The sequence below is a fragment of the Stieleria bergensis genome (assembly GCA_007745635.1).
Classification (GTDB): Bacteria; Planctomycetota; Planctomycetia; order Pirellulales; family Pirellulaceae; genus Stieleria; species Stieleria bergensis.
This window is the reverse complement of the sequence record CP036272.1, coordinates 5,684,678-5,707,414: the sequence shown is the minus strand read 5'-3', so window position 1 is coordinate 5,707,414 and position 22,737 is coordinate 5,684,678. Positions and strand designations below refer to the sequence as shown.

At 55.6% G+C, this 22,737-nt stretch carries 16 protein-coding genes; 6 read left to right on the top strand and 10 right to left on the bottom strand.

The genetic code is table 11. The features are described from left to right. The first annotated feature begins 190 nt into the window (after positions 1–190). Both SV7mr_RS20000 and SV7mr_RS19995 read left to right on the top strand, forming a co-directional pair. A complete protein-coding gene (locus SV7mr_RS20000) occupies positions 191–1,846 on the top strand; it encodes a DUF58 domain-containing protein (RefSeq protein WP_419187654.1) in 1,656 nt (551 codons plus the stop codon). Continuing rightward, a complete protein-coding gene (locus SV7mr_RS19995) occupies positions 1,846–4,533 on the top strand; it encodes a transglutaminase TgpA family protein (protein WP_145276042.1) in 2,688 nt (895 codons plus the stop codon). Before SV7mr_RS20000 ends, SV7mr_RS19995 begins: the two co-directional genes overlap by 1 nt. A 100-nt stretch (positions 4,534–4,633) precedes the next feature. Here the strand turns inward: SV7mr_RS19995 and rdgB are convergent, their stop codons facing one another. The 3 genes from rdgB to fae all read right to left on the bottom strand — a co-directional run bounded on the left by rdgB (position 4,634) and on the right by fae (position 6,951). After that, positions 4,634–5,236, bottom strand: a complete 603-nt coding sequence (rdgB, locus tag SV7mr_RS19990; protein WP_145276040.1) for an RdgB/HAM1 family non-canonical purine NTP pyrophosphatase — start codon at positions 5,234–5,236, stop codon at positions 4,634–4,636. Between the two features lie 29 nt (positions 5,237–5,265). Further along, complete coding sequence (locus SV7mr_RS19985) at positions 5,266–6,174, bottom strand: NADP-dependent methylenetetrahydromethanopterin/methylenetetrahydrofolate dehydrogenase (RefSeq protein ID WP_145276038.1); 909 nt, start codon at positions 6,172–6,174, stop codon at positions 5,266–5,268. A 276-nt stretch (positions 6,175–6,450) separates the two neighbouring features. Then, positions 6,451–6,951: a formaldehyde-activating enzyme gene (gene fae / locus SV7mr_RS19980; RefSeq protein ID WP_145276036.1), complete on the bottom strand. Its 501-nt coding sequence runs from the start codon at positions 6,949–6,951 to the stop codon at positions 6,451–6,453. Between the two features lie 734 nt (positions 6,952–7,685). Between fae and SV7mr_RS19975 the strand changes: the two genes are divergently transcribed. Continuing rightward, the gene (locus SV7mr_RS19975; protein ID WP_145276034.1) at positions 7,686–8,990 is read left to right on the top strand and encodes an ATP-grasp domain-containing protein; all 1,305 of its coding nucleotides are present in this window, start codon (positions 7,686–7,688) and stop codon (positions 8,988–8,990) included. 26 nt (positions 8,991–9,016) lie between these two features. Here the strand turns inward: SV7mr_RS19975 and SV7mr_RS19970 are convergent, their stop codons facing one another. Both SV7mr_RS19970 and SV7mr_RS19965 read right to left on the bottom strand, forming a co-directional pair. Next, positions 9,017–10,000, bottom strand: a complete 984-nt coding sequence (locus tag SV7mr_RS19970) for an SPFH domain-containing protein (RefSeq protein WP_419187653.1) — start codon at positions 9,998–10,000, stop codon at positions 9,017–9,019. A 189-nt stretch (positions 10,001–10,189) separates the two neighbouring features. After that, positions 10,190–11,653 (bottom strand): SGNH/GDSL hydrolase family protein, encoded by a 1,464-nt coding sequence (locus tag SV7mr_RS19965; RefSeq protein ID WP_145276032.1) that lies wholly within the window; start codon positions 11,651–11,653, stop codon positions 10,190–10,192. Between the two features lie 195 nt (positions 11,654–11,848). Between SV7mr_RS19965 and SV7mr_RS19960 the strand changes: the two genes are divergently transcribed. Further along, positions 11,849–12,430 (top strand): shikimate kinase, encoded by a 582-nt coding sequence (locus tag SV7mr_RS19960; protein WP_145276030.1) that lies wholly within the window; start codon positions 11,849–11,851, stop codon positions 12,428–12,430. A gap of 60 nt (positions 12,431–12,490) precedes the next feature. Here the strand turns inward: SV7mr_RS19960 and SV7mr_RS19955 are convergent, their stop codons facing one another. Both SV7mr_RS19955 and SV7mr_RS19950 read right to left on the bottom strand, forming a co-directional pair. After that, on the bottom strand, positions 12,491–13,852 hold the full coding sequence (locus tag SV7mr_RS19955; RefSeq protein ID WP_145276028.1) for a DUF1552 domain-containing protein: 1,362 nt from the start codon (positions 13,850–13,852) through the stop codon (positions 12,491–12,493). Positions 13,853–13,940: 88 nt separating this feature from the next. After that, on the bottom strand, positions 13,941–15,866 hold the full coding sequence (locus SV7mr_RS19950) for a DUF1592 domain-containing protein (RefSeq protein ID WP_145276026.1): 1,926 nt from the start codon (positions 15,864–15,866) through the stop codon (positions 13,941–13,943). Between the two features lie 1,264 nt (positions 15,867–17,130). On the opposite strand from SV7mr_RS19950, the gene SV7mr_RS25655 reads away from it, so the two are divergent. After that, on the top strand, positions 17,131–17,385 hold the full coding sequence (locus SV7mr_RS25655) for a hypothetical protein (RefSeq protein WP_419187652.1): 255 nt from the start codon (positions 17,131–17,133) through the stop codon (positions 17,383–17,385). A gap of 154 nt (positions 17,386–17,539) precedes the next feature. After that, positions 17,540–17,932 carry an acyl-CoA thioesterase gene (locus SV7mr_RS19945; protein WP_145276024.1) on the top strand — a complete coding sequence of 131 codons (393 nt, stop codon included), beginning with the start codon at positions 17,540–17,542 and terminating at the stop codon, positions 17,930–17,932. Between the two features lie 47 nt (positions 17,933–17,979). On the opposite strand, the gene SV7mr_RS19940 is transcribed toward SV7mr_RS19945, so the two are convergent. From SV7mr_RS19940 to SV7mr_RS19930, 3 genes are read right to left on the bottom strand one after another with little or no spacing between them, the layout of a single operon-like run. After that, complete coding sequence (locus SV7mr_RS19940; protein WP_145276022.1) at positions 17,980–19,743, bottom strand: ABC transporter permease subunit; 1,764 nt, start codon at positions 19,741–19,743, stop codon at positions 17,980–17,982. Between the two features lie 34 nt (positions 19,744–19,777). Then, a complete protein-coding gene (locus SV7mr_RS19935) occupies positions 19,778–21,304 on the bottom strand; it encodes a sugar ABC transporter ATP-binding protein (RefSeq protein WP_145276020.1) in 1,527 nt (508 codons plus the stop codon). A 30-nt stretch (positions 21,305–21,334) separates the two neighbouring features. Further along, entirely contained in the window at positions 21,335–22,456 is a 1,122-nt protein-coding gene (locus tag SV7mr_RS19930) for a sugar-binding protein (RefSeq protein ID WP_145276018.1), read from the bottom strand. Positions 22,457–22,737: the final 281 nt, after the last annotated feature.

The window sequence follows — 22,737 nt, the reverse complement described above, 5'->3', positions numbered from 1 at the left end:
TGTTATGATGAAGACAGCGCTGAGTGAGGAAAAGGGCGTTTTGCCAGCGAACCGGTGGTCAACTTGGTTCGTGACTGCTCAGTGCTTTTCCGCAGTGCTTTTCCGCAGTGCTTTTCCGCAGTGCTTTTACGCGATGATTTTGCTCGGTCATTTTTTGCCTCCATTTGTTTGACAACTTGCTGTTATGACCGTGCCATCAGCTTCTGTGGAATCGCTAGAAAACCGCCGCCAGGGGCCAGAGCCCTCTGGACGCCTGCGCGACGGTCAAGCCATCGACTCGGTGGGGCGTGATTCGGTGTCTGAATTTTCTGCACTGTCTGGTGATGGACGGCCCGATCATGATCCGTCTGCTCCTTGCGGGGCCAGCGATCCGGTTCCCGTCAGTGCTCCGCCGGAGTGGCCCGTACATCGCTACTATAGTTCGGTCACTCGTTTGGGATATCACACGGCATTCGTGACGGTGTTTGCCATGGGAGGTGGAGCGGCGCGCGGATTTAACTTGTTATTGCTGTTGGCGGCGCTGCTTGTTGGCGTCGCGTTGGTTCATTGGCGTTTGGGACGCCGTCAGGTGCGTTGCCTGTCGATGTCACAAGAGAGCCTGCCGAGCACGCATGCTGGGCAGCTGTTCTCGTTGCGCTATCAGATTTTTAATCGAGGACGCTGGTTGCCACTTTGGATGATTCGGATAGACCAAATGATTCATCCCTTGATCACCTCCACGGTGGCAACCTTAGAGTCCGATCAAGATTATCGAAGGTTGTCCTTGACCTCCGGTGGCGGATACGTGCCCAGTCGATCGGCGCTGCCTGTTGAGGTGCAATGTTGTGTTTCCTATCGCGGTGTCTATCAACCCGGTGTTTTACTTGGCAGTTCGACCTTTCCGTTCGGGCTGGTGAACTTCTTTCAGGAACAGCAGCGTGTCGTCAACGGCGACGAGATCACGGCGGATCAACTGTTGTTTGTTTATCCCACCTTGTTACCGCAAAGCAATCATCTCCAGCGTTGGCTGGGAACTTTAGAAGGCGAACATCGAGCGAGCACCACCGCCAACAGCCAGCAGGGCGAATTCATGGGATTGCGGCCCTGGCAGCATGGTGACCTATTAAAGAACGTTCACTGGCGGACCAGTGCTCGAATGCGACAACCTGCGGTGCGGCAATTCCAACGCCAAAATCGCCGCCAAGTCTGGTTGGTCGTTGATGGCGCAATGGCAACACACCAATATCGCAACGCATTCATGTATGAACGCACGTTGCAGTTGGCAACGACGCTCATTCAGCACTGGCAGTCTTCGCAAAGTGCGGGTGATTCGGTTGAAGTCTCGCTGTCAGTGATCGATCATTGGACCACGCTACCGCATGAAGCAACGGGCGAAGACGACGGTCAAGCTCACGACGTTCGCAAGCTGCTGGGGTCCCTGGATCATTTTTCGGACTGCGCGAGCGACATTAAACCGGTATTGCGCCGACTCGCGGTTTCGCATCCTTTGATCCTGGAAGACGACTCATCGCCCAGAACATATGGTTGTCTCTTTGATGCCCTTGCCAAACAGTTTGACGATCAACGCAGGCCGCAAGTGGTGGTGATCAGCGGTCGTCCGAATCCCATCTCGCTGGATCCTTCGGTTGATCCGACTGGATCAGCGCTGCCTGGTCTGTCCTCACAGAGTTCGCCCACAGACAATCAGAGCAAGCAGTGGCGCGGACTGGCTCGCAAGTTGGACATCACTTGGCTTGATTTGGTCAACGACCCGCAGTGGCGTTGGACGCGAAAGCGTTCGTTCAATCAGATTCAATCACCGGAGCTGGCGGAGTCGCGACAGGCTGAACGCCAGGAGGCAACGTGATGAACGCCGGTCAATCACTCAAACACGCTGCGACAGCAACCGCAAAGACGGCATCGGCGTCACAGAACACAACCAATCCCCAGCGGGCCACGCGACAACCCAGTGCCTCGACGGACTCAAATTCGGCCGTCGTCCGTGACAGATTGGCCGCTCAATTGGATGCCTATTGGCCAGTCTCTGCACGGCACTCCTTGCCGTTTGCATTGCTGACGGTCTTCAGTGCCATCGTGATTGGTTCAGGAGACGGCATGGAGCAGATCGCTTCAATTGCGGTGATCGCTGCCTTGGCGGGCTGGTGTTTGGTCGATTGGTTGCGTTTGATTGTCTTGCCAGCAACCGGTGCTTACATTTGCATGGCGGCGGTGGCCCTCTGGTGCGTGTATCAGTTTGGACAAAATCATTTTCAAAGCGAATCCCAGATGGCTTCGGTCGCGTTGCTCTTGGTCATGGTGCAAAGCATCATGATGGTGCAGAAGAAGACCCAGCGAATTTTGGAACAGATTGTTGTCTTCACTTGGTTACAGATTGTTGTGGCGGCAATCTTCTGTAGTTCGGTGATGTTTGGCATCATGTTGCCAATCATCGGCCTGACCACTTTAGCCGCGATGACGACCTTTAGCGTGATGCATTTGCGTGAAGACGTGGTCCCAGCCATCGGTGCGGTGCGCCGTCCCAGTACCGTGATTGGAATCCTGTGGGCGGATCTTTGGCAACGGCTATGGGCCAAACGCAAGGCGTCGAATCAGGCGGCCAATCATTCATCGACGTCCAGGGCCTCGGTTCGTTGGTTGCTTCAAGACGCATCGCAGTCTTGTTTGGATTCTGTGCGCAGTGCCTACAGGCCGTTGCTGCGTTATTGCTTGATCGTCGGCGCGCCAGCCGTTCTGCTGATTGCGACCGCGTTTTTCTATGCCATTCCACGACGTGTTGCAGCTTCGCGTTCATTGAATGCTGGGCCGGTCTTGGTGGGGTTTTCAGAAGAAGTGCATCTCGAACAACTCGGTTCGGTGATGCAGAACCCAACGAAGGTGATGCGAGTTCGTATGACCGATCGAGAGAGCGGCGAGCCCTATTTGGTCGACGGCAGTTTGTACTTGCGGGGAAAAGTCCTGGAACGTTATGTCGTTGACAAGGGCAGCTCTCGCTCGGTCGCCAAATGGGTTTCCAATCAGGAAGTCTCGCAAGCCGAGCTAAAGCGATTGGTTCAGCCGACGTTGGGTTTGTTTAACACCGGGATCGATCCGGTGACGGTTGAGATCCGCTGTGAGCCAACCAGCACGGCCGCCCTATTCGCCATCGCTCCGTTCTACGCCCATGCCGCCGACGATGGAGTCAGGCAACTGCCCGGCAAGTGGACGCTTTCAAGACCATCGGTCACGCCACCCTTTCCACCGTTGCAGTACCGATTTGCAACGGCGGCTTTCATTGATCATCAGCAGACCCAGTGGATCCCCTATGATCCTGCCGGGTTGCCACGAGAGCCAAGCCGTAGCAGAACGCCTCGCAACGGTTTCGGTGGTTTGATTCGGTGGTGGAGTGACTTTGGTCGTCCTGTGCGAATTCACTCCGATTGGTTGCAATACGATCGCACACGAATTCCCTCCGCACATGAATTGGCTCAGCAGGTTGTCGAGACGATCCCCACAGACCAGCGATCGCCGGTGCGAGTGGCTGAGGCACTGCAACAGTTCTTGTCTAGCAATCCACAGTTCTCATACACGTTGGATCTGAATGCGAAACCACAGCCGGGGGTGGATCCGCTGGAGCAATTCCTTGCGACTGATCGTAAAGGTCACTGTCAGTACTTTGCTTCGGCGCTGGCCATGATGCTGCGCAGCGTCGAAATTCCTTGTCGGATGGTCATTGGTTATCGCAGTGAAGAATACAGCACGGTCGAGCGCTATTGTGTGGTCAGGCAATCGCATGCTCATGCCTGGGTCGAAGCCTTGGTGCCGCGCGACGACATCGATCAGCGCCAGTTGATGACGCTTGCTTCAGCCAGGACTCACTATTGGCTGCGTTTGGATCCCACCCCTGGCGTCAGCGCGTTGGATGATGGGAATCGCGAGGGCATGGAGGGTGTCCTGGACACGGCGAATGAGATCTGGGAAGACTACGTCGTGGACATGGATGCCGAGAAACAGCAGTTCAGCATGCCAGAGACGGATTCGTCTGACCAAGCATCCACGGCCGAGCAGAGTTGGCTGGAAAGCATGAAGGAGAGCTTCGGCAAATTGCAAGACGGCTCGTCGGAGATGTCTCTCGGTGCTCTGCTGCGTGATCCAGCGTTTTGGCGGCGTGCTGGTGTGTTTGGACTGGTGCTGATTGTTGTCATCGCGGTGCCGCTGTTCATCACGCGTTTGCTGCGATTGCGATTTCCGAATCTGTTCGCTGGTTGGCAGCGTTGGATCAGTTCACTCACTGGCAGGCCCAATCCGCAGCCCGTGATTGCCTACTATCAGCAAGCCTTGCGGCTGCTTGCCGGTGCCGGTGAGCACCGCCGCACGGACGAGACCCCGCGCGAGTTTCAGCAGCGTTTGCAGTCGCGATTTCCCATGTTGAACTCGCTGACCAAGGTCTACGAGGATCAACGTTATGGCGGAGCTGGGGCGCCGAGTCCGGAGTCGGTTCAAGTGACGATCGAGCAGTTAAAGCAAGCCATTAAAGCCGAACGCCAGCGATCCTAACGCCAGCGATCCTAACGCGACGATTGCCGATGGGCGTGAACCAAGTGCGGTCGGCCGTTTCGGATCGTTTCAGATGAAAGCAAGCCGTGGGTGGTTCGATTCATTCACGCACCAAACGATCCAACTTGGGGATCAGTTGCCGCAGTGCACGCGAGCGATGGCTGAGGGCTTGCTTGACAATCAGGTCCAGCTGAGCAAACGTCTTGTGATATTCTCTGATCTCGAACAGGGGATCATAACCAAAGCCCCCACCGCCGTCACGTTGTCGACGGATCAGTCCACTGCAGGTGCCACCTGCGGTAAGCCGGACATTGCCCTCTGGGTCGGAGAGCGCAATCTGGCAATGATAGTGAGCCGTGCGTTTGGTGTCAGGGACGTCTGCAAGCGCTTGCAGGAGCTTGTCGTTATTGGCTTCATCGTCGCCGTGAACGCCCGAATAGCGAGCCGAGTAGACTCCGGGAGCACCTTGAAGCGCATCGACCGCGAGGCCACTGTCTTCACCCAGAACCCAGCGGCCAAGATGTTTGGCTTGCTCGGTCGCCTTTAAGGCAGCGTTCTCGGCAAAGGTGCTGCCGGTCTCCTCGACATCGATTGCGTTGGGAATTTCAGAAAGCGATTGCAGGGAATACCGATCGGCGGAGAGCATCGATCGCAGTTCCACCAGCTTCTTTTGGTTTCCTGTCCCTAATACTAAGTCGAACATCGTTCAAAGGCCTGTCTGGTCGTGCTTGGTTATTTGGTGTCAACTTGTTTTGCCAAGGCAAAGATTTCTTCGGCGTTGAGCACCGCATCGTTTCGTTCAAACAGCGAACGAACCGCCGCCTGATGGGTTTTCATTTTCAGTCCACCGACGCCGATCGGGCCGTACCCCACAGCGCTGCTGGATTCGCCAAGTGGTTTGGCTTTGTCCATGGCGCCAATGCCTTGCAGCCCGGCCGGTGGGACAGCGTTCAAGTCAATGGCGACTTGCAAGGCAGGTGCTTTGGTGAGCGCTTCGTTCGACGCTAGCTGAACACCAGCGGCTCCACAGGCAACCACGATTTGCACGTCTTCGATCAAGGCATCAAAGGCGTCTCCTTCGGATTGCATGGCTGGAACCAGGTGTTTTAAACAGGTGTCGGGGCTGGTCTCTGTTTTCGCGGCGATCTGAGCACAGATCTGTTCGCAGGCTGCGGTGGCTCGCGAGAGTGATCGGCTGGTCAGGGAAACCGTTGCACCTTCCTGGACCAGCAAACGCGCGACGCGTTGGCCGACCGGGCCGGTGCCTCCCAAGACGATCGCTTTGGAGCCTGCAAGTGTAACATGGCGTGACGCGGCGACGACTGCGGCGGCCGCGGTGGTGTTGCAGCCATTGGCATCCATCATCACGGAAACTCGCACCGGACCAAAGAACGTCTCGGTCACGCAGCGAAGCAGGTTCTCTGCGATCGCGACATCGCTGCCGCCGATGAAAATGGCGGTGTTCTTGAGGTTCTGACCGCCCCGAGTGAACATCGTGCCATGGACCAGTGGCTCCACGGTGGTCGGCTGGACATTGCCATGTGAGATCAAGTGATCGACGTCCGAGTCGATGGCGACGACGGCGTCAAAGGAACTTGGTTGCGGATCAGAATCGAACTGAAAGAGAATGCGTTTGGACATCAAATCAAACAGGTAGGTCGGTGTCAGTGGTAACCAGCAGTGCCGGTCTGCTAGCCGAGATGAGTCGAGAACCGGTGGCGGGAAGGTTGCCAATCTGGGGCGGCTGGTGCATCGACGGTGCCGTCCAGAGCAAGCAACCGAGGACGGCGATGGCAAGAAAACAAATCGGCCTCCGATCAACGGATGTTGATGGAGGCCGAAGCGTTGAATCGTTGTTCATTTGAAGCTGTTCAATCGCACAGGGTTCATCTGAACAGGTTCATTCAAACGGGCTGATTAGAAATCGCCTTTGAATGGGTGCGCCGCTGCGTCTTTCTTGGCAACCATGTCTTGTGCCGATGGAGCACCGCTCATGGCGTTGACGATCGACTGCTTGACGGCTTCGTAGTTGTAGTTGTAGATCTTTTCGTCGTCTTCCGCAGCAGGGTGGATGAAGACGCCACAGACGCAGACCAATTCTTCAGCTTGATCGGCGGGGATCACGCCTTCGGCAACTGCGTCGGCAACCGCTTTGGCGACGGCAGCTTGTGCAGGGCCAAACATTTGCACAACTTGCTTCATGCCCTTCAAGGTGACCTTGGTGATCATGACGGTCGCTGGTTTGACAGCCAGGTTTGGCTCCAACACTGCCAGCAGGTTCGTGTGGCCTTCGCTTTGAGTCGAGAGGGCGTTGGCGAAAGCCGTGCCCACGGGGCCGTCTTTGCTGCCGATCATCAAGTCAATGTGAGCGACTTCGTTGCCATCGCCCACCAGGGCTTCACCAATGTAAAATTTCATCTATCTGACCTGTGGTAAGAATCTGCTGTCCAGAAGACCGGTGGGGAAACACATGTCCTTTGCCCCGCGTGGGGTCACATTTCAGCGGTGGATAACGATCCGATGAAATGTCACGCGCCAGGGGTGGGTCTAGGGTCGCGCAAAAAGTAACAAAACTAGCCGGTTTTGCAAGGCCCCGTCGCGGTATCTGATCGGTTGCAATCAAGTTTTGATCACCATCGGTGATGGCATCAAGCCGATGCTGGGAATCCCGGTGAATTATAGGGCCTTTGCCGACTGTTTCATGGCAACTGTGGTTTCAACCAGGCCCGTTGGGACGGTGACACTCGTGGTCCGTTTTGCGAAACCGTTCCCACCCGTTTTTCGCTCGATCTGCTTGTTGACGGGAGCCCCGTGGCATGGTGTGCAACGGTTCCCTCTGCAGTAGCCAGCACCGTGAAGCGTCAGCCGCTGCGAATCGCTGTCACGAGACAGGTCTCATCCGGTCGCGTCGTGCAAAAGGTGTTTTCAACACTCAGCACAGCTGACTGGCAAGCGAACAGAGTTCCTGGATGCCTGATGAAGACTCTTCTGCGGCCGCGGCCTAAGATGTATCATGCCGGCAGGTGCTATGGCGGTCTGGATCAGGCTTCACACCCATTGCACCTCTCTGTCGAGTCTTGTCTGTCGAGTCTTGCACGTTGCCGTTTCGCTCGTTGCCGTTTCGCTCGTTTTCCCACGCCAAAGATCATCTCTTGAACAGTTCGCCGAAACAGGAGTCGCGACAGTCGCATTGCTCGGGTCTGATTCTGGTGGGTGCCAGCGTGCGGGCGGCGGCTGAATCGGCACGACGCGCAGGGCTGGACGTCATCGCCGTTGATCTGTTTGGGGACTTGCAAACACGTCAAGCGGCAGAGACATGGTTTTCTGTGACAGAACTTGTCGATCAGATTGCCAGGCCTTCTGGCAGTAACTCAGTCGTTGCCAATCAGTGGATGGCTGAATTACAGCAACACTTGCAGGCCAACGGTCTCCGGGATTGCCCGCCACATGATTCTGGCCAATGGATGCTAGGCATCATCAGCCGCTGGCCCGGTTGTGAGCGTTTGCTCGTCCCATCGAACGATCACGTTGGAGATTGGAGAACACGCTTTCGCGTTTTGCAGTCGAGCGATTCATCTCCGCTGAAGGTCATCGGAGCAACGCTCGAACAACAGGCATTGGCTCAGTCACCACCGTTTGTCGCTGAGCTCGCCCAGCGTAGTGGCGTGGATACTCCATTGACTCGTTTTTCGGGCCCGGTTCCCAGCGGATGGTTGGTCAAGCAGTTCAGTCGCACCGGTGGCTTGGGCGTTCATTATGCTGACAATGAAATGTTAGACGAGAGTCGCTTCTGCCAAGCGCCCGTCGCGGGGAAAGCTTGTGGTGCGACGTTCGTCAGCGATGGGCGTCATTGCGAATTGCTTGGGATCTGTCGGGCGCTGCACAAGCGAATCGGTAAGCGTCCCTTTGTGTACGCTGGAGCGGTGGGGCCTGTCAAAGTCAGCCAAGCTTGTTGGCAGAGTGTTGAGCGGATTGGTAGGGAATTGGTCGACATGACTGGGCTGTCTGGCCCTTTAAACGTCGATTTGATTCTCACGGGCTCGGACGTTTATTTGCTGGAATGCAATCCACGCTACAGCGGTTCAATGGAATTGATTGAAGCAGCTTGGGGCCAGCATGCTGCCCTGCCCTGCTCGGTCTTTGAACCCTTTGCGCGATGGCAGCAACGCATTGCCAATCACGGGCCATTGCCGCTGGGACAACTCGGCGTCAAGCACGTGGTGTTCGCCAAGCAGGCTTCCGTCGTTGATCCGCAGCACTTCGAGTCCGTTCCGCTTGACGGGGCCGTTTCTGGCAGTTTTCGGTGGACAGATGTCCCGTTTGAAACCACAGCACTGGAAGCCGGTGATCCGATTGCAACCTTGATCGGTGGTCTACCGATCAAGGGGTCAATGCAGCGCGATTTGAGTCAGCTCTTTGGCGCGTTGCCCTCAGCAAGACGACGCGCCAATCGATGATCGACTTTTAGAAATCGCTGCGTTGGTTACGCTCCCGTTTGAATGACCGGCTGCGTGTGGCGATCGCCGCAGAGCACGACCAGCAAATTGGACACCAATGCAGCGCGTTGTTCATCCGTCAGGTCGACGATGTCTTCCCGATTCAAGTGATCCAACGCCATCTCCACCATACCAACCGCTCCGTCAACGATGCGCGTTCGAGCGGCGACCACCGCGCCAGCTTGTTGACGCTGAAGCATTGCCGCGGCAATCTCAGGGGCGTATGCAAGGTGGCTGATACGGGCTTCTAAAACATGCACACCAGCTTTCTCCAATCGAGCTTCGATGTCGTGCCGCAGCTGGTCGCTGATCTCATCGGTACTGCCACGCAGTGAAACCTCGCTTTCGTCCTCATGACTGTCATACGGATAGCGAGTGGCAAGGCTGCGCAGTGCGGCTTCACTTTGAACTTCGACATAGTTTTCATAGTCATCGACTTCGAACATGGCTTCGGCAGTATCGACCACTTTCCAAACCACGACCGCTGAAATTTCAACAGGGTTTCCGTCCCGGTCGTTCACCTTTGATGGCTTGCCAGCGGTGCGGGACTTTGGTTTGGTCACCACGCCTTCTTTGTTTTTTTGTTCAGGGCTGGTGGACGAACCGGTTTCAAAGTTGCGCACCCGGAGGCTGACTTTTCTCTTGCTGTAAAAAGGATTCACCCAGTAGAAGCCAGAGGTCCGCAGCGTGCCCTTGTATTCACCAAAAAGCAACAAGACACGCGAGCCATTCGGGGGAACCGCTTGGAATCCACAGGCAGCCACGATCGCCGAAATGATCGATAGAGGGATCAGTGCAACGAACAACGGTGCCAACGCGGGAAGCGTTACCGCAAAGAGGATCCAGAGCGGGATCATCAATAAGATGCCCAGCACTATTGGCAGCATTTGCCAGCCGGGTTTCGCCTTGTATTCGAACTCGCGATGGTGTGGTGAGTCTTGAAAGGTGGTTTGGGTGTCTGACGAACTCATGATTGGACTCATTGATTGAATGGACCTGCGTCGGCCAGCGTTGGGATTGCGATTCTGACGGCCTGGAACGCTGTGGCAATGACAAGCAGGTTCCAACGCCGGGCAAACAGGGCGCACCGGTGGTCATGCAAGCAAAATTGTTGGCAAAATTTACTGCATGGAGTCCGATGTTAGCAAACAGACGGGCGTTTATTGGGGTGACGAGGGAGTCTGTCGCTGAAACGACTGATTTGCGGGTAAGTGCAGTTTCCCCGACCGTCCCGAGGCCCAGCGCCGCAGGCCTTGCAAACGTTGTTTGCCGCGAGTGAAATAGGCTTCCTCAAGCGACGAAAGTTGCGCTTGCACGAGCGATTCATACTGGGCTTGAACGTCGTTCGAGCAAGCCAGTCGCCACTGTTCCGCCAGCCGTTTTGCAATCGCTTGACCGATCAGTTGGTGTCCAGCGATTGAGGGATGAATGTGATCCACAAAACGATTGGTGTCGGGAATGCCATCGGGACGGGGCTGACCTTGAAGGTCTCTCGCGTCAAGCAACTCGTCACATCTGACCAGTTCCAACTGGTGGAGGCTTGCGACTTGCTTGGTTGCCATCTCAATCGCCGATGTGGCTCTTAATGGGCAGACATCGTGATCGCGAGCAGCCAGTAAATGCGGTTTTGCTATTTCAAATTGTCCCTGATCGATCAACAGTTTTCCAAGCACGAAGTTTGCACCGGCATGCTGTGGGTCCATCCCTAACACCTGCTGGCAGGACTCGATTCTGTGGTCCGTGTTCAGCTGACCGTTGCGAGCTTGTTCCCAAAAGGTGTCAAAGTGAGTGGTTTGGCTGGCAGTCAAGACGGCGGGCATGATTTTAAAGGGGGCGGTGTCAACGCGATCACTTGCCGGTTGGCAAAGAATCAATGGAACATCGGCTTGCCGACAGCGTTTGGCCATTTGATCAAGCGTCCGTTGAAAGTGTGCGACCACTGCCTGACGCCATGCATCGTCTCGTTGGTACAAGTCCATTCCATCCATCAAGTCCAGACGCGTGACCGGAGCATCCGTTTGCAACTCAGCCGATGGATCCCGAGTCGGCGTGTGCTGCAGGTGCTGGATGGCTCGGACAAGGTGTGACGATTGAGCGAGACGAGTCGCTTGGTTGGCGATGCTATCGGTGGCCGGGTAAGAGCGTTGTTCAAGGAATTCATTATGGCCCGTGTAGATCACGATCGCTGCGGGTTGATGCTGCAGAACCTCGTCAAGGAGTTTTGCGACTCGATAGCTTGCATACGAAACACCCCCGCAATTGATCACTTGGTAATCGTGTGCGGGATCACAGGCTTGCAGGAACAGCTGTGTCCACGCCGGAAAGGCGGTCGGCGGATGCCAGGGTCTGCCTTGAACCGTCGAGCCACCGAGCACAAAAATGCGCCGAATGGGCCGGTCGCTCTGATTGCTGAACGATGCGGGGGCAAAGAAATTGTGGCGACTCTCTGGAATCGACCATGTCTGCCCTGAGTCCCTGCTTTCAAACAGCGGTTTAGGATCCAACGGATCAAAGATGGGGTCGACAGCGAGCTGGTCCCGTGGTGGATAACCCGCCACTCGCAAGCCGATCTCAAGGATCAACAGTGGTGTCAGCACCAGCGCAACGGTGATCAGTCGAAACATCCACTTCCGGGCCGGTGTCCGAGAATCATCGGACGGCTGTGGGCGACGGGAAGCGGGGCTGGTCATGGAATCAAACGCTCTGGTGATCAAACGCAATGTGCTGGGGCGAGTTTTCCGATCAGGTTTGGTGCACGTTGTTTGATTGGTTATGCTTGGGGCGAACGCTATGATAACTTAGTTTGGAAACAGAGTGCCATGATGGATTTGCAACGAATATACTTGACGGGCTACCGGGGGACGGGGAAATCGACCGTCGGCAAGCAGCTTGCAAACCTGCTGGGCACTCGGTGTTTGGATCTGGATCGCAGGATTGAAGCGAGTGCTGGAAAGTCCATCAAAACGCTCTTTGACGAAGGCGGCGAGGAACTGTTTCGCCAGTGGGAGCACGATTGTTTGCGCGAGGTTGCCAGTGCCGAAGTTGAAACCGTTCCCTTGGTCGTCGCTCTCGGCGGGGGAGCAATCCTTCGCGAACAGAATCGTCAGTTGATCAAGCAGTCGGGCGTCTGCGTTTGGTTGCAGTCGTCGGTGGAGACGATCGCTCAGAGGATTTTGGGCAGAGGCTATGCAAGAGCTGCCAAACTGAATCAACCCAAGTCGGCGCACCGCCCTGCTCTGACGGATTTAGATCCCGTTCAAGAGATCGTTCAGCTCTTAAAAGTCCGCGATCCGTTGTACGACGAGGTCTCCGGTTCAACCGCCCGAACCGATCGCCAGTCACCTCGGCAAGTCGCGCTGGAAATCTTCGCTTGGTATCACGATTTATCGACCAGCCATTGATGGGGCGGTTGGCATGGCCGATGCGTTTTGTTCTAGACACGATGTTCTAGACGCAATGTCTTAGGCAAGAGTCCCAGGCAGTGGACCGGTGCTGTCAGCGAAGCGGTCTACCGAGCAGCCAAACGCTGTTAGCATCGCAGCGTACAGGTTTGCCAGCGGCGTGTCTTGACTGAACGTCAGGTGTTTCCCGGTCTCCAGTCGCCCGCCTGCTTGTCCGGCCAGCACTAATGGCAAGTTATGTGGGTCGTGGCCGTTGCCATCGCGAAGGCCCGAACCGAATAGAATCATCGAGTTTGCCAGCACAGTGCTGTCGCCTTCTGGCATGCTGGCAAGCCGTGTCAAGAGATAAGCGTACTGTTCGACGTGCCAACGGCTGATAATGGCATATTGTTTGAGCTTTTCTTCTTTGTTCTCGTGGTGTGACACATCATGGTGCCCGCTCGTCACTCCATCCAAGAACGAAAAGTTCTTCCCGCTGACGGCGTTGCCAAACATGAACGTGCTGACTCGCGTGGTATCGGTTTGGAATGCCAACGCGATCATGTCCAGCATCAATCGCACATGTTCTTGATGATCATCAGGCAGTTTTGCTGGCGGCTTTGGCACCGAGTCAAACGAGCTGCGCGCTGTCCATCGCGTGGCGGTATCGTCGGTGGCACGCTGAACACGTTGTTCGATGGAACGCACCGATTGCAGGTATTCTTTCAGGCGATGTCGATCTTCGGCACCGAGCTGCCGATCGAGTTGCCGAGCATCATCCAGGACTCGGTCGAGCAGGAGTTTGTCTTGGTCGGCTGTTTTGGATTGAGGCTGTCCCGCCCGGTACAGTCGTTCGTAGACCAAGCGTGGATTGACTTCTCGAGCCAGTGGACTGGTCGGGCTGTTCCAAGCGATGTGTGCACCGTAGACTCGCGTGTAGCCAACGTTGCGATCCACGCCAACGCTGACCGGATCAATCCCCAGTTCCAGCGATGGTAGCGGCGTTTGTCTGCCAACACTCTGTGCGGCAACCTGATCCATCGACGTGCCATTGGCGTTCAGGTCGATGCCCAACGTTTTGTTAATCGTTGTGCAGGTCAAAAAGCCAGACGTTTTGACATAGTGACCGTCGCCAGATCGGCTGGCTTGATTCCACAGATTCGTGGGGATCAGCAACTGCTGCTTGAAGTCTTCCAGCGGTTGCAGGGTCGGGGAAAGCTTGAACTCGGTGCCTTCGCCTTGTGGCGTCCACAGGTCAGCACGCGTGCCGTTGGGTGCGAACAACACCGCCATCCGTACGGGAGCATCGACATCCTTTGCCAGGTCTGCATGCAGGGTTTGAGTCTGCATCGCCTCTAACCAAGGGATCGCTAACGCAGCACCCATGCCTCGCAAAACCGTGCGGCGAGTGATTCCAGATCGATGGGTTGGTTGGTGGTTCATGTTCGCACTCGCTTGGTCGCGGTTCTAAACTGGTGTGATCGGTGATCGAGTTTGAGGAGTCGGTTTCGAACCGACTGGCGATGGATGGTTATTCTACTGTTGTCACTGTCCGCGCGGGATCCGTACCCGCGTGATAGCGAAACGGGACACTTTGGACGATTTCCAGAATCAGAGTGTGTGAGCGAAACTCGTCGGCTTCAAGCTTTTCAACAATCTCTGAGACAGTGCAGTAGTCCTTGAAGGTCAGGCCGCGTCCCAGGGCATAGCCCAACAGTTTGGCTGTCAGGTTTCGAGCGAACTGAGACTTGCGTTCCAGGAGCAAGTGTTTCAGTTCTTGTGGGCCTTCGAAATGGGTTCCGTCAGGAAGCGTGCCGCGACTGTCGATCGCTTGGCCTTGGTCACTGGTTCGCCAGCGTCCCAGCACATCAAAGTTCTCTAAACCAAACCCCAGTGGGTCAATGCGATCGTGACAGGACGCGCACACTGGGTCGCGGCGGTGTCGTTCAAGTCGCTGGCGCAGCGTCTCGGCAGATGCGCTGGTTTCAACTTCGTCCAGAGCTGGAACGTCCGGTGGAGCGGGCGGCGGCGGCGTGCCGAGCATGGTTTCCAAGACCCATTTGCCTCGTAGGACCGGGCTGGTTCGATAAGGATGTGATGAAACGGCCAAGACGCTGGCCATCCCGAGTAAGCCTCCACGAGGGCTGTCTTCGGGCAGCTCCACTCGCCGCGGTTGTTCGCGAAAGTTACCCGGAATCTTGTAATGCTGGGCCAGACGCCGATTGGCGTAGGTGAAATCAGAATCGATTAAGGTCAGGATGGAGTGATTCTGGGTCAGCAGTTCCTGAAAGAAAAAGATCGGCTCGTACTTCATGCCACCGAGCAGCTCCGCATCAAACTGTTTAATCACCCTGGCGTCCGGTTTGAATTCGCGACCTAAGGTGCGCGTGCCCAGCCACTGTTCAGTAAAGCTTTTCGCAAACAGTCGAACACGTTCTTGATGCTGGAGCAGACGAAGCGTTTGCTGGCGCAGAACTTCAGGGTCACTGAGCTTCCCTTGGTTGGCCAACTGCATGAGCTGCTGGTCTGGCATCGTGCCCCACAAGAAATACGAGAGTCGCACCGCCAATGCATGATCATCGAGCGGCTTTGGATCTGGGCTCTCGTGAGTCGGTTCCAGGCGGAACAAAAAGTTCGGTGACATGAGCACCGCTTCAAGCGTCCGCTGCATGGCGACTTCATAAGCCTTCGTCACGTCAAACAGATCCGCAAACAGTTGCTGATAGGCCTGTTGCTCTGTATCAGTGACAGGACGACGGAAGGCGCGCGGTAGGAATGATTGCAATTGCTTTTTTGCGGCGTCGTGCGGGGACAGGTTAGCGTCCGGTTCGGCACCCAGCACCTGTCGTCGAGATCTCGGCGACGCCAGAGCGTAGTTCAGTCCAACGCGAGCGGCATCAAAGAACTTTTCGGCGTGCAAGGGCGACAAAAACAGCGTTTCAGCCGCGTTGTCGAATCCTTCTCCGCCCGCACCCTCCACAGGCAGGTCTTGGCCTGCATTGATGTGAATGCTAAGCAGGTCTCGGAGTGTGGCAGAGTATTCTGAACGTGTCAGTCGGCGCATCGGTGCTCGGCCAGGCGAGACGCCCTGCTCGCAAGCGGTTCGCTGCAGCGTGGTCTGCACCCAATCGGTAAACCGCTCTCGGTCAGCGATACTCGGTGCTTCGGAATCCTCTGGTGGCATGCTGCCATCCATCACCCGCTGGGAAATGGTGATCCACTGGAATGCTTTGTCAGCCATCCTCGCGTCGGCGCCCTTTTTGTCAATCTGAAAAGGAGCCAGGTCGAGGTGAGCCTCCGCGTCTTTTCCAGAGTGGCAATCCATGCAGTAATCACTCACAAACGCCGCGGGATCGAACGTTGCTTGACGGTCGGGGTCAGCGAGTGCGGGGCGCGCCGTGGTTGCAAATCCCAGGGAACAAAGGATTGCCAGCAGGCGACGAAAGCAAGGCTGCATCGAAGGTCTCGGTCGGGTGGTGTTCAACAGCGCTGAAGGTGGGAAGCGTTACAACGCCAAGCTGTTGCGGGGGGATGGCGACAGCATGCTACTGAATCTGTCGACAACTGTATGATTGCCTACCAGCAAGTGGCTCGGCAATGTCGAAATTCGCTAAAGCACAAAAAGCCATTGAATTCGGTCGGTTTGGATCGGCAATCAGCCGCTTTCCCAAAGGTGGCTCTGGATTGAGCAATCTTTGACGCCTTTGTGTCTCTCGCTTAGTGATCTGAATGTGGCTTGCTGGCGTGCTCACGAAAAGCTGATCCAGTTGTTCGGAAGGTTCACCGGCCAATCTCGTTTGGATCAAGGACTTGTTGTAGAGCCGGAAGATCCGCTTGCCTTTCACTGATCGCATGAGCAAACAGACGATTTGAGCGTCTTAGTAGCGAAGTTGGGGTTAAACCACGAAGAACGCGAAGAGCACGAAGGGGAAGTCGCGATGGAAAGAGGGGACAGTTCGCAATTGAACGCTGCGATCGTACTGGTGTTGCCTGAACGCCGAAGGTGTTTGTCCCCAAGTCAGGAACAAACTTGCCTGTTGCTGGTCCAGTCACAGCACAGGGAGAAAGAAAACACAGAGGTGCAGAGGGCACAGAGTTTCCACCGTGACCTCTGTTCCTCTGTGTTTCAACCTTTCGAGTTCAGTAGATTGAGACAACGCGGCGAACGCTTGTCGATCAACTGTTCCATTGGCGGTGGAATGGCGCTTGCGATTCGTTAAATCGATCGATAGTGGGACGCACTGAAAGATTGCGTCTCCTGGCAATTGTGGTGAAGTCGGGAATGAACCACCAAGAGCGCGAAGGAGGGGATCGCAACAGTCCTCTGCTGCACAAACACAGCACTGACCCAAAAACGCCTTGGACACCCAAGTGAAACAGGGAAACCCATTAAGGCTCGAAACCCGTCTCCGGATCAGAATTCGGTTGATGGGTTCGTAAGTGTGTTCTCCGGCGATAGCGTTGCACTCGGCAGCAGCAGTGGCAGCGTGAATCTGCTATCGGCTTTGTTCGGACAGTCTGATCGGTGACGTTCAGCCCTCCGGTCTTGAGCGCGCTGCCGCGATACTCGTTTCAGGATAGGGCGATTTTCTGGGCTGTGCTCTGGGGTGTTCCCGCATCCGCGTGTCTCGTTGTCGGTGACGCCGTCAAGTCGCATCAATCGGTGACAGAATTAGGCGTTCGTGTGGAGATTCGATCGCTCTCGTTCAAAAGATTGTCTGATGACCCGATGTGACCGCTGCAAAAATAAGCCAACGGAATTCTTCCCTTCTCGCTGGTACAAGCAGATTTTTTTCCTGATGACCTTTCGCAAGCGTTGGCGCTGTGCACGCTGCGGGAAAGCAGTGGTCCACTGGGTCTGGGATCCGCCGCCACCGAATAACGTTTTTCATTCACCTCATTTGACCAACACGCCTTACGCGCGGGTGGCGATGTGGTCACAGGCCAGGCGGATGATCCGCCGGATTCGCCAATGAGTCTGCTGGGAATGTCTTGGCCGAGTCTCGAAACTCGCTGGGACGCCTCTGGTCACGCCGGCAGGCTGTCGATCGCCGATTGCCCTTTCTGATCGCTTCTTGATCGTTAGAATCCAGGCATCTTTCAAGACGACCGGGCGATTGAGAAACCAGCATGCGACAGCACAGCATTCAGCACCGTGTTCGATACGATGAATGTGATCCCATGGGCATCGTTCATCACAGCGTGTATCTGCAGTTTTTCGAAATGGGGCGTACGGAGTTATTCCGTGCAGGTGGCGGTCGCTATCGAGAGATGGAAGACGCCGGTTGGTTCGTGGTCGTGGTGCATGTTGATTGTCGATACAAGATGTCGGCACGCTATGACGATTTGATCGAGATAAAAACGACCATCGAAAAAATCACCGCCGCAAAAATCATCCATCGCTATGAAGTCATACGCGATGGCACCGTGTTGGTCGAGGCCAAGGTGACTCTGGGTGTGATTGACCGCGCTGGCAAGCTGCAACGCGTGCCAGAGAGCTTGCGAAAAGACCTGGACGTCTAAATCGAGAGAGACGAACGCACAGCGTCACGTCATTGCCAAACGTGTTGCTAACCGCCGGCGGCCTCTGCAGGTGGTCCGTCCGGATTGCTATCGCGTTTCAAGAGCGCTCGTTTGGCAACCAAATTGCGGACGATTTCATCCACCATGACGCCGCATAGAATCACCATGCCGACGATGGCGAATTCCAGTTTGTCACCAATGCGAAGCACCGTGATCGAGTTGTAGAGCACCTGAATGATGGCGGCACCGATCACCACACCGATGATGTTTCCGTCACCACCTCGTAAGCTGCATCCGCCCAAGACGGCTGCTGCGATGGCGTAGAGTTCGTAGAAGTTACCAAACACCGACGCTTGGACCGAATTGATTTGCAAGGCAAACAACACTCCACCCAGGCCAGCGGCTGTTGAGCAAAACACGTAGGCCAGCATGGTCGTGTTCTTGGTATTGATGCCGCTGTATCGAGCGGCCTCTTCACTGTGACCGAGTGCTTTCAAGTAACGGCCAAAGACGGTGCAATTCAAGACCACCGAGGAGACCACGGCCAGGGCGATCATGATCAGCATTGGCGCCGGCACCATACTGCTCATCAAGGACGTCATCGAAAGCAACGTCAGTAGCCCTGCAAAACCGGTCAGTGGCAGCAGTGCTTTGCCCAGCGGGCTGCAGGATGCTGCCGCTGAGAGTAACCAGATTGCCGCCCCCACTGCCGATGCAAGAATGGCGAACAGGCTCACCATGATCAGGCCGGCGACCAAGCGTCCGGAAACATCGGCAAAGCCCAGTGAAAACAAATCGCCGGGAATAACGCTCTGGTAAACAGGCAGCAGGAATAAGACGCCCGCGACCAAAAAGCCAGCGGCCAGCAAAGAAGCGATCATCGGCTTCAAAATCACTTTGCGTTTGCTGGTCCAGCCACCCACAATCATCGTTAAAAACGTCGGCAAGAAGACCGCGGCCGGAAGGATGAAGGCTGGGCGACTGACACGTTGCTCAAGCGTGATCTTGTTCTTGACGCGATCTTTTTTGATCTTGATCACTGGGGTGTTGGATGCTTTTGCTGCTGCGGCATCCATGTCAGTAGAGGCCTCCAGGTTTGCTGTTGCACTTTTCACGCTCGCCTTTTTCGTCTCCGAGGACGGGCTAATGAAAGCAAACGCCAACAGCAGCACTCCGACCAGCAGCCAGGACCATCGCTGAAGCAACGCGACGGACGGGGAATCCTTGGGTGACTTGGTAGTGGTTGCGTCCGCCTCGGATGATGCCTGAGCACCATGCAAGACCAAGGCATGGTAGAGTCCAAACAGGATCGCGACGACGCTGGCCCCGATGGCGAGTGTTGTGTAGGAGAACGGCGCACCGGAGCCCAACAGTCGAATGCTTTCATAGTCCGTGCCCAACCCCAGCGGCCGATCGTCACTGATCCACCGCGCAGCACCTCGATAAACCAGCAAACCGCATAGGGTGACCACAAAGGGTTGCAGGTTGACGCGTGTGATTAACAATCCGTGCACCAATCCGATCAGGGCACAAACGGCAATGACACAAGGGATTGCGATGGACGGAGGGATGTTCCAGTCGCTGATCATCAGCAGCAACAAGCTGGCACCCAAACCTACCACTGAACCGATCGAAAGATCGATGCCTCCTGTGATGATGACGAACGCAACGCCCAGTGACAGGATTCCGTACTGTGCCGTTTGACGTGTGATGTTAAACAGGTTAGCTTCGCTGACGAACGCTGGATTGAAGAGTGCCGTGAACAGGCAAACAAAAATCAGCAGGCCAAAGATACCGAGCGTTTTATTCATTAGATTCTTCTTGCAAACGTACCGTCGCAACGCCTTAAGACACTGCCTGGATGCCTGTTGCCAAGTTCATGATGGATGCTTCGTTGATGTCGCCGCCGCTGACTTGTCCGGTCAAATGGCCTTCGTGCATGACCAGCACTCGATCACTGAGTGAGATGACTTCCTCCATCTCACTGGAGACAAACAGGATCGCCATGCCAGATTCTGCGAGTGATTCCATGAGCCGATAGATCTCCTCTTTGGCACCGATGTCGATGCCGCGAGTGGGTTCATCTAGCAGCAGCAGTTTCGGATTCATCACCAACCACTTGGACAGCACAACCTTTTGTTGGTTGCCACCGGACAAATAGCGAACGATTTGATCTGCCGAAGGTGTTTTGATTCGCAGATCCTTGATCCCTTCAGCCGCTTCGACTTGTTCTCGTTGCCGATCGATCCAAATGCCCAGCCAGGCATGGGCTTTTAAGCTGGCAAGCGACACATTGGGTTCAACAGCAAAGTCAATGACCAAGCCCTGCTCTTTGCGGTCTTCGGGAACCAGGCCAAGGCCGGCCTTGATTGCATCGATGGGGTGATGGATCGGCGTGTATGTCCCGTCGATTTGAATGTCGCCATCAACCGGTGGTGTGACGCCGAAGAGGCAACGCAGCAATTCCGTTCGACCGGCGCCGACCAGCCCCGCCATGCCGACGATTTCACCGGCATGGATTTCAAAGGAAACCTTGTGTTGGGGATGGTCTGGGACGACCAAGTCAGTGACCTTCAGGATGGGTGTCGCGTCCGAATCAATCGTTGGTGGCGTGCTGGTGCGTTGGTAGAACCGCGAGACATCACGGCCCACCATGCGGCTCACCATCGCATCGTGAGTGATCTGGTCCTTTTCTAGCAAGCCTGCATTCTCGCCATCTCTTAGGACCGCCACACGATCGGCGAGTTCTTCAATTTCGGCCAGTCGGTGACTGATGTAGATGATGCTGACGCCCCGGTCTCGCAGCGATCGCACGACGTCAAACAAGCGTTCGACTTCGCCTTGAGAGAGGCTGCTGGTCGGTTCATCCATGATCAAGATGCGTGTATCGATTGACAACGCTTTCGCAATCTCCACCATTTGTTGTCGGCCAATGCTCAAGTCACCGACCAGGGTGTCGGGCGAAACCTGCAGTCCAACCGCTTGCAGGTGTTGGGCAGAGGCGGAGCGAATCGCCCGTGAATCAATCAAGCCAAACCGTTTGGGCTCCCGTCCCAAATAAATGTTTGCCGCGACGGAAAGGTTGCCAGCAAGATTGAGTTCCTGGTGGATCAGCGCGATGCCCTGGTCCATGGCCTGATTGACATTGGCCAGGGAAACCGGTTGACCGTCAATCAGGATCTGCCCCTCGTCCGGAGGTTGCACGCCGGCAAGGATCTTCATCAGCGTGCTCTTGCCAGCACCGTTCTCTCCGACCAATGCCAGGACTTCACCCGGAATGACATCGAAGTTGACTTGATGAAGCGCGCGAACGCCGGGGAACTGCTTACACAGTCCCTGGACTTCCAGGAGAGGGCGTTGAGTCTCGGTCATCTGATTAAGCGAATCCAAGGTAAGCAGTGATTACTTGGATTCTTCGCTCGTGGCATCCGTTTCCGCATCCGAGTCGGCTTCAGCATTGGGCTTTGCAGTCGCCGCAGCATCCAGGAACGATTGGAGTTCCGTCGAAAACTCTTTGACGTTATCAGACTTGATCACGCGAGCAGGGAATTCGATGTACTTGTTCTCTGGGATCACCGAGGCATCACCCTTCGCCAATTTGGCCAGGACTTCTACTGATTTGTAACCGTACATGTAAGGGTTTTGTACGATGGTCCCAATGCATTCGCCCGATTCAACGGCTTCCAGTGTTCGAGTGTCTTCATCGAAGCCAACAACGATGATTTCACCGATCTTGTTCGCTTCTTTGATCGAATCCAGGATCATCGGTGGATTGTAGGCGAAGAGCCCGACCATGCAATTGACTTCTGGATAAGCGACCAACGCGTCCTGGGCAAGGCTCTTGGCTTTCCCCATGTCAAAGCCGTCTGTTCGAGTGCTGACAATGGTGAACTTGTCCCCTTTGATTTCGCCATTGTTGGGGTCGTAGGCGCGTTTGGGATCATGGTCACGGTCGAGTAGTTCGTCGATCAATCCTTGACGTCGTTGATCTGCATTGAGTTGGCCCAAACGCCCGACAAAGATTAAGACTTGCCCACCGTCTGGCAATGCTTCCTTGACCAGTTCTCCCGCCATGCGACCGGCGTCGTAATTGCTCATGCCGATGTACATCAGGCGATTGCTGTTGGGCGCGTCGGAATCGTGGGTGATCAAGTTGGTGGCGTCGGCAACCTGATTCAGAATGTCAGTTTGGTTGTCCGGATCAATCGGCGTGACGGCAATCCCATCGAGGTCGGTGATGAGTAGCTCTTCGAGTTTGCGGCGCTGATCTGGTGGGTCTTTGGGAGTCACCACCGTGCATTGAACGCCAAAGTCTTTCTCCGCCGCTCGGCAGCCCGCTTCGGCGATCGTCCAGAACGATGCGGAGCCATTGGTGACAAAGGCCACTTTGATTTGCTCGTCGGCTGGAGCAGCCTGTTGATCACGTTCGACCTTACAGCCGGTCAAGTTCAGTGTGGCAGACAAAACGCACAGACCGGCCAGAATGCTTTTGACGCGGCCAAAACGAAAGAGTGTCGTTGACATATCAGCTATGGGGTGGGGGAGGAGCAGTCGGGAGGGGATCGTCAATGCATTGCAAGACAAGCGGCGAGTGTAAATGTGTGGCGACGTTATCGCAAGCACGCTGAAGGCCTGCGAAAGGGAATCAATGCCCACTGGGTTCACTCAAGCGAAACTCAACCAAGTACTATAATCAGTACATCCGCGAGGGGCGGCACGATAATCGGCGGGGGGGCCAGATCACTCTCGAATTGTTGCCAGAAGTGTGGTGACTGGCCGATAAGGTCAACCTAAGCGGAAAGGAT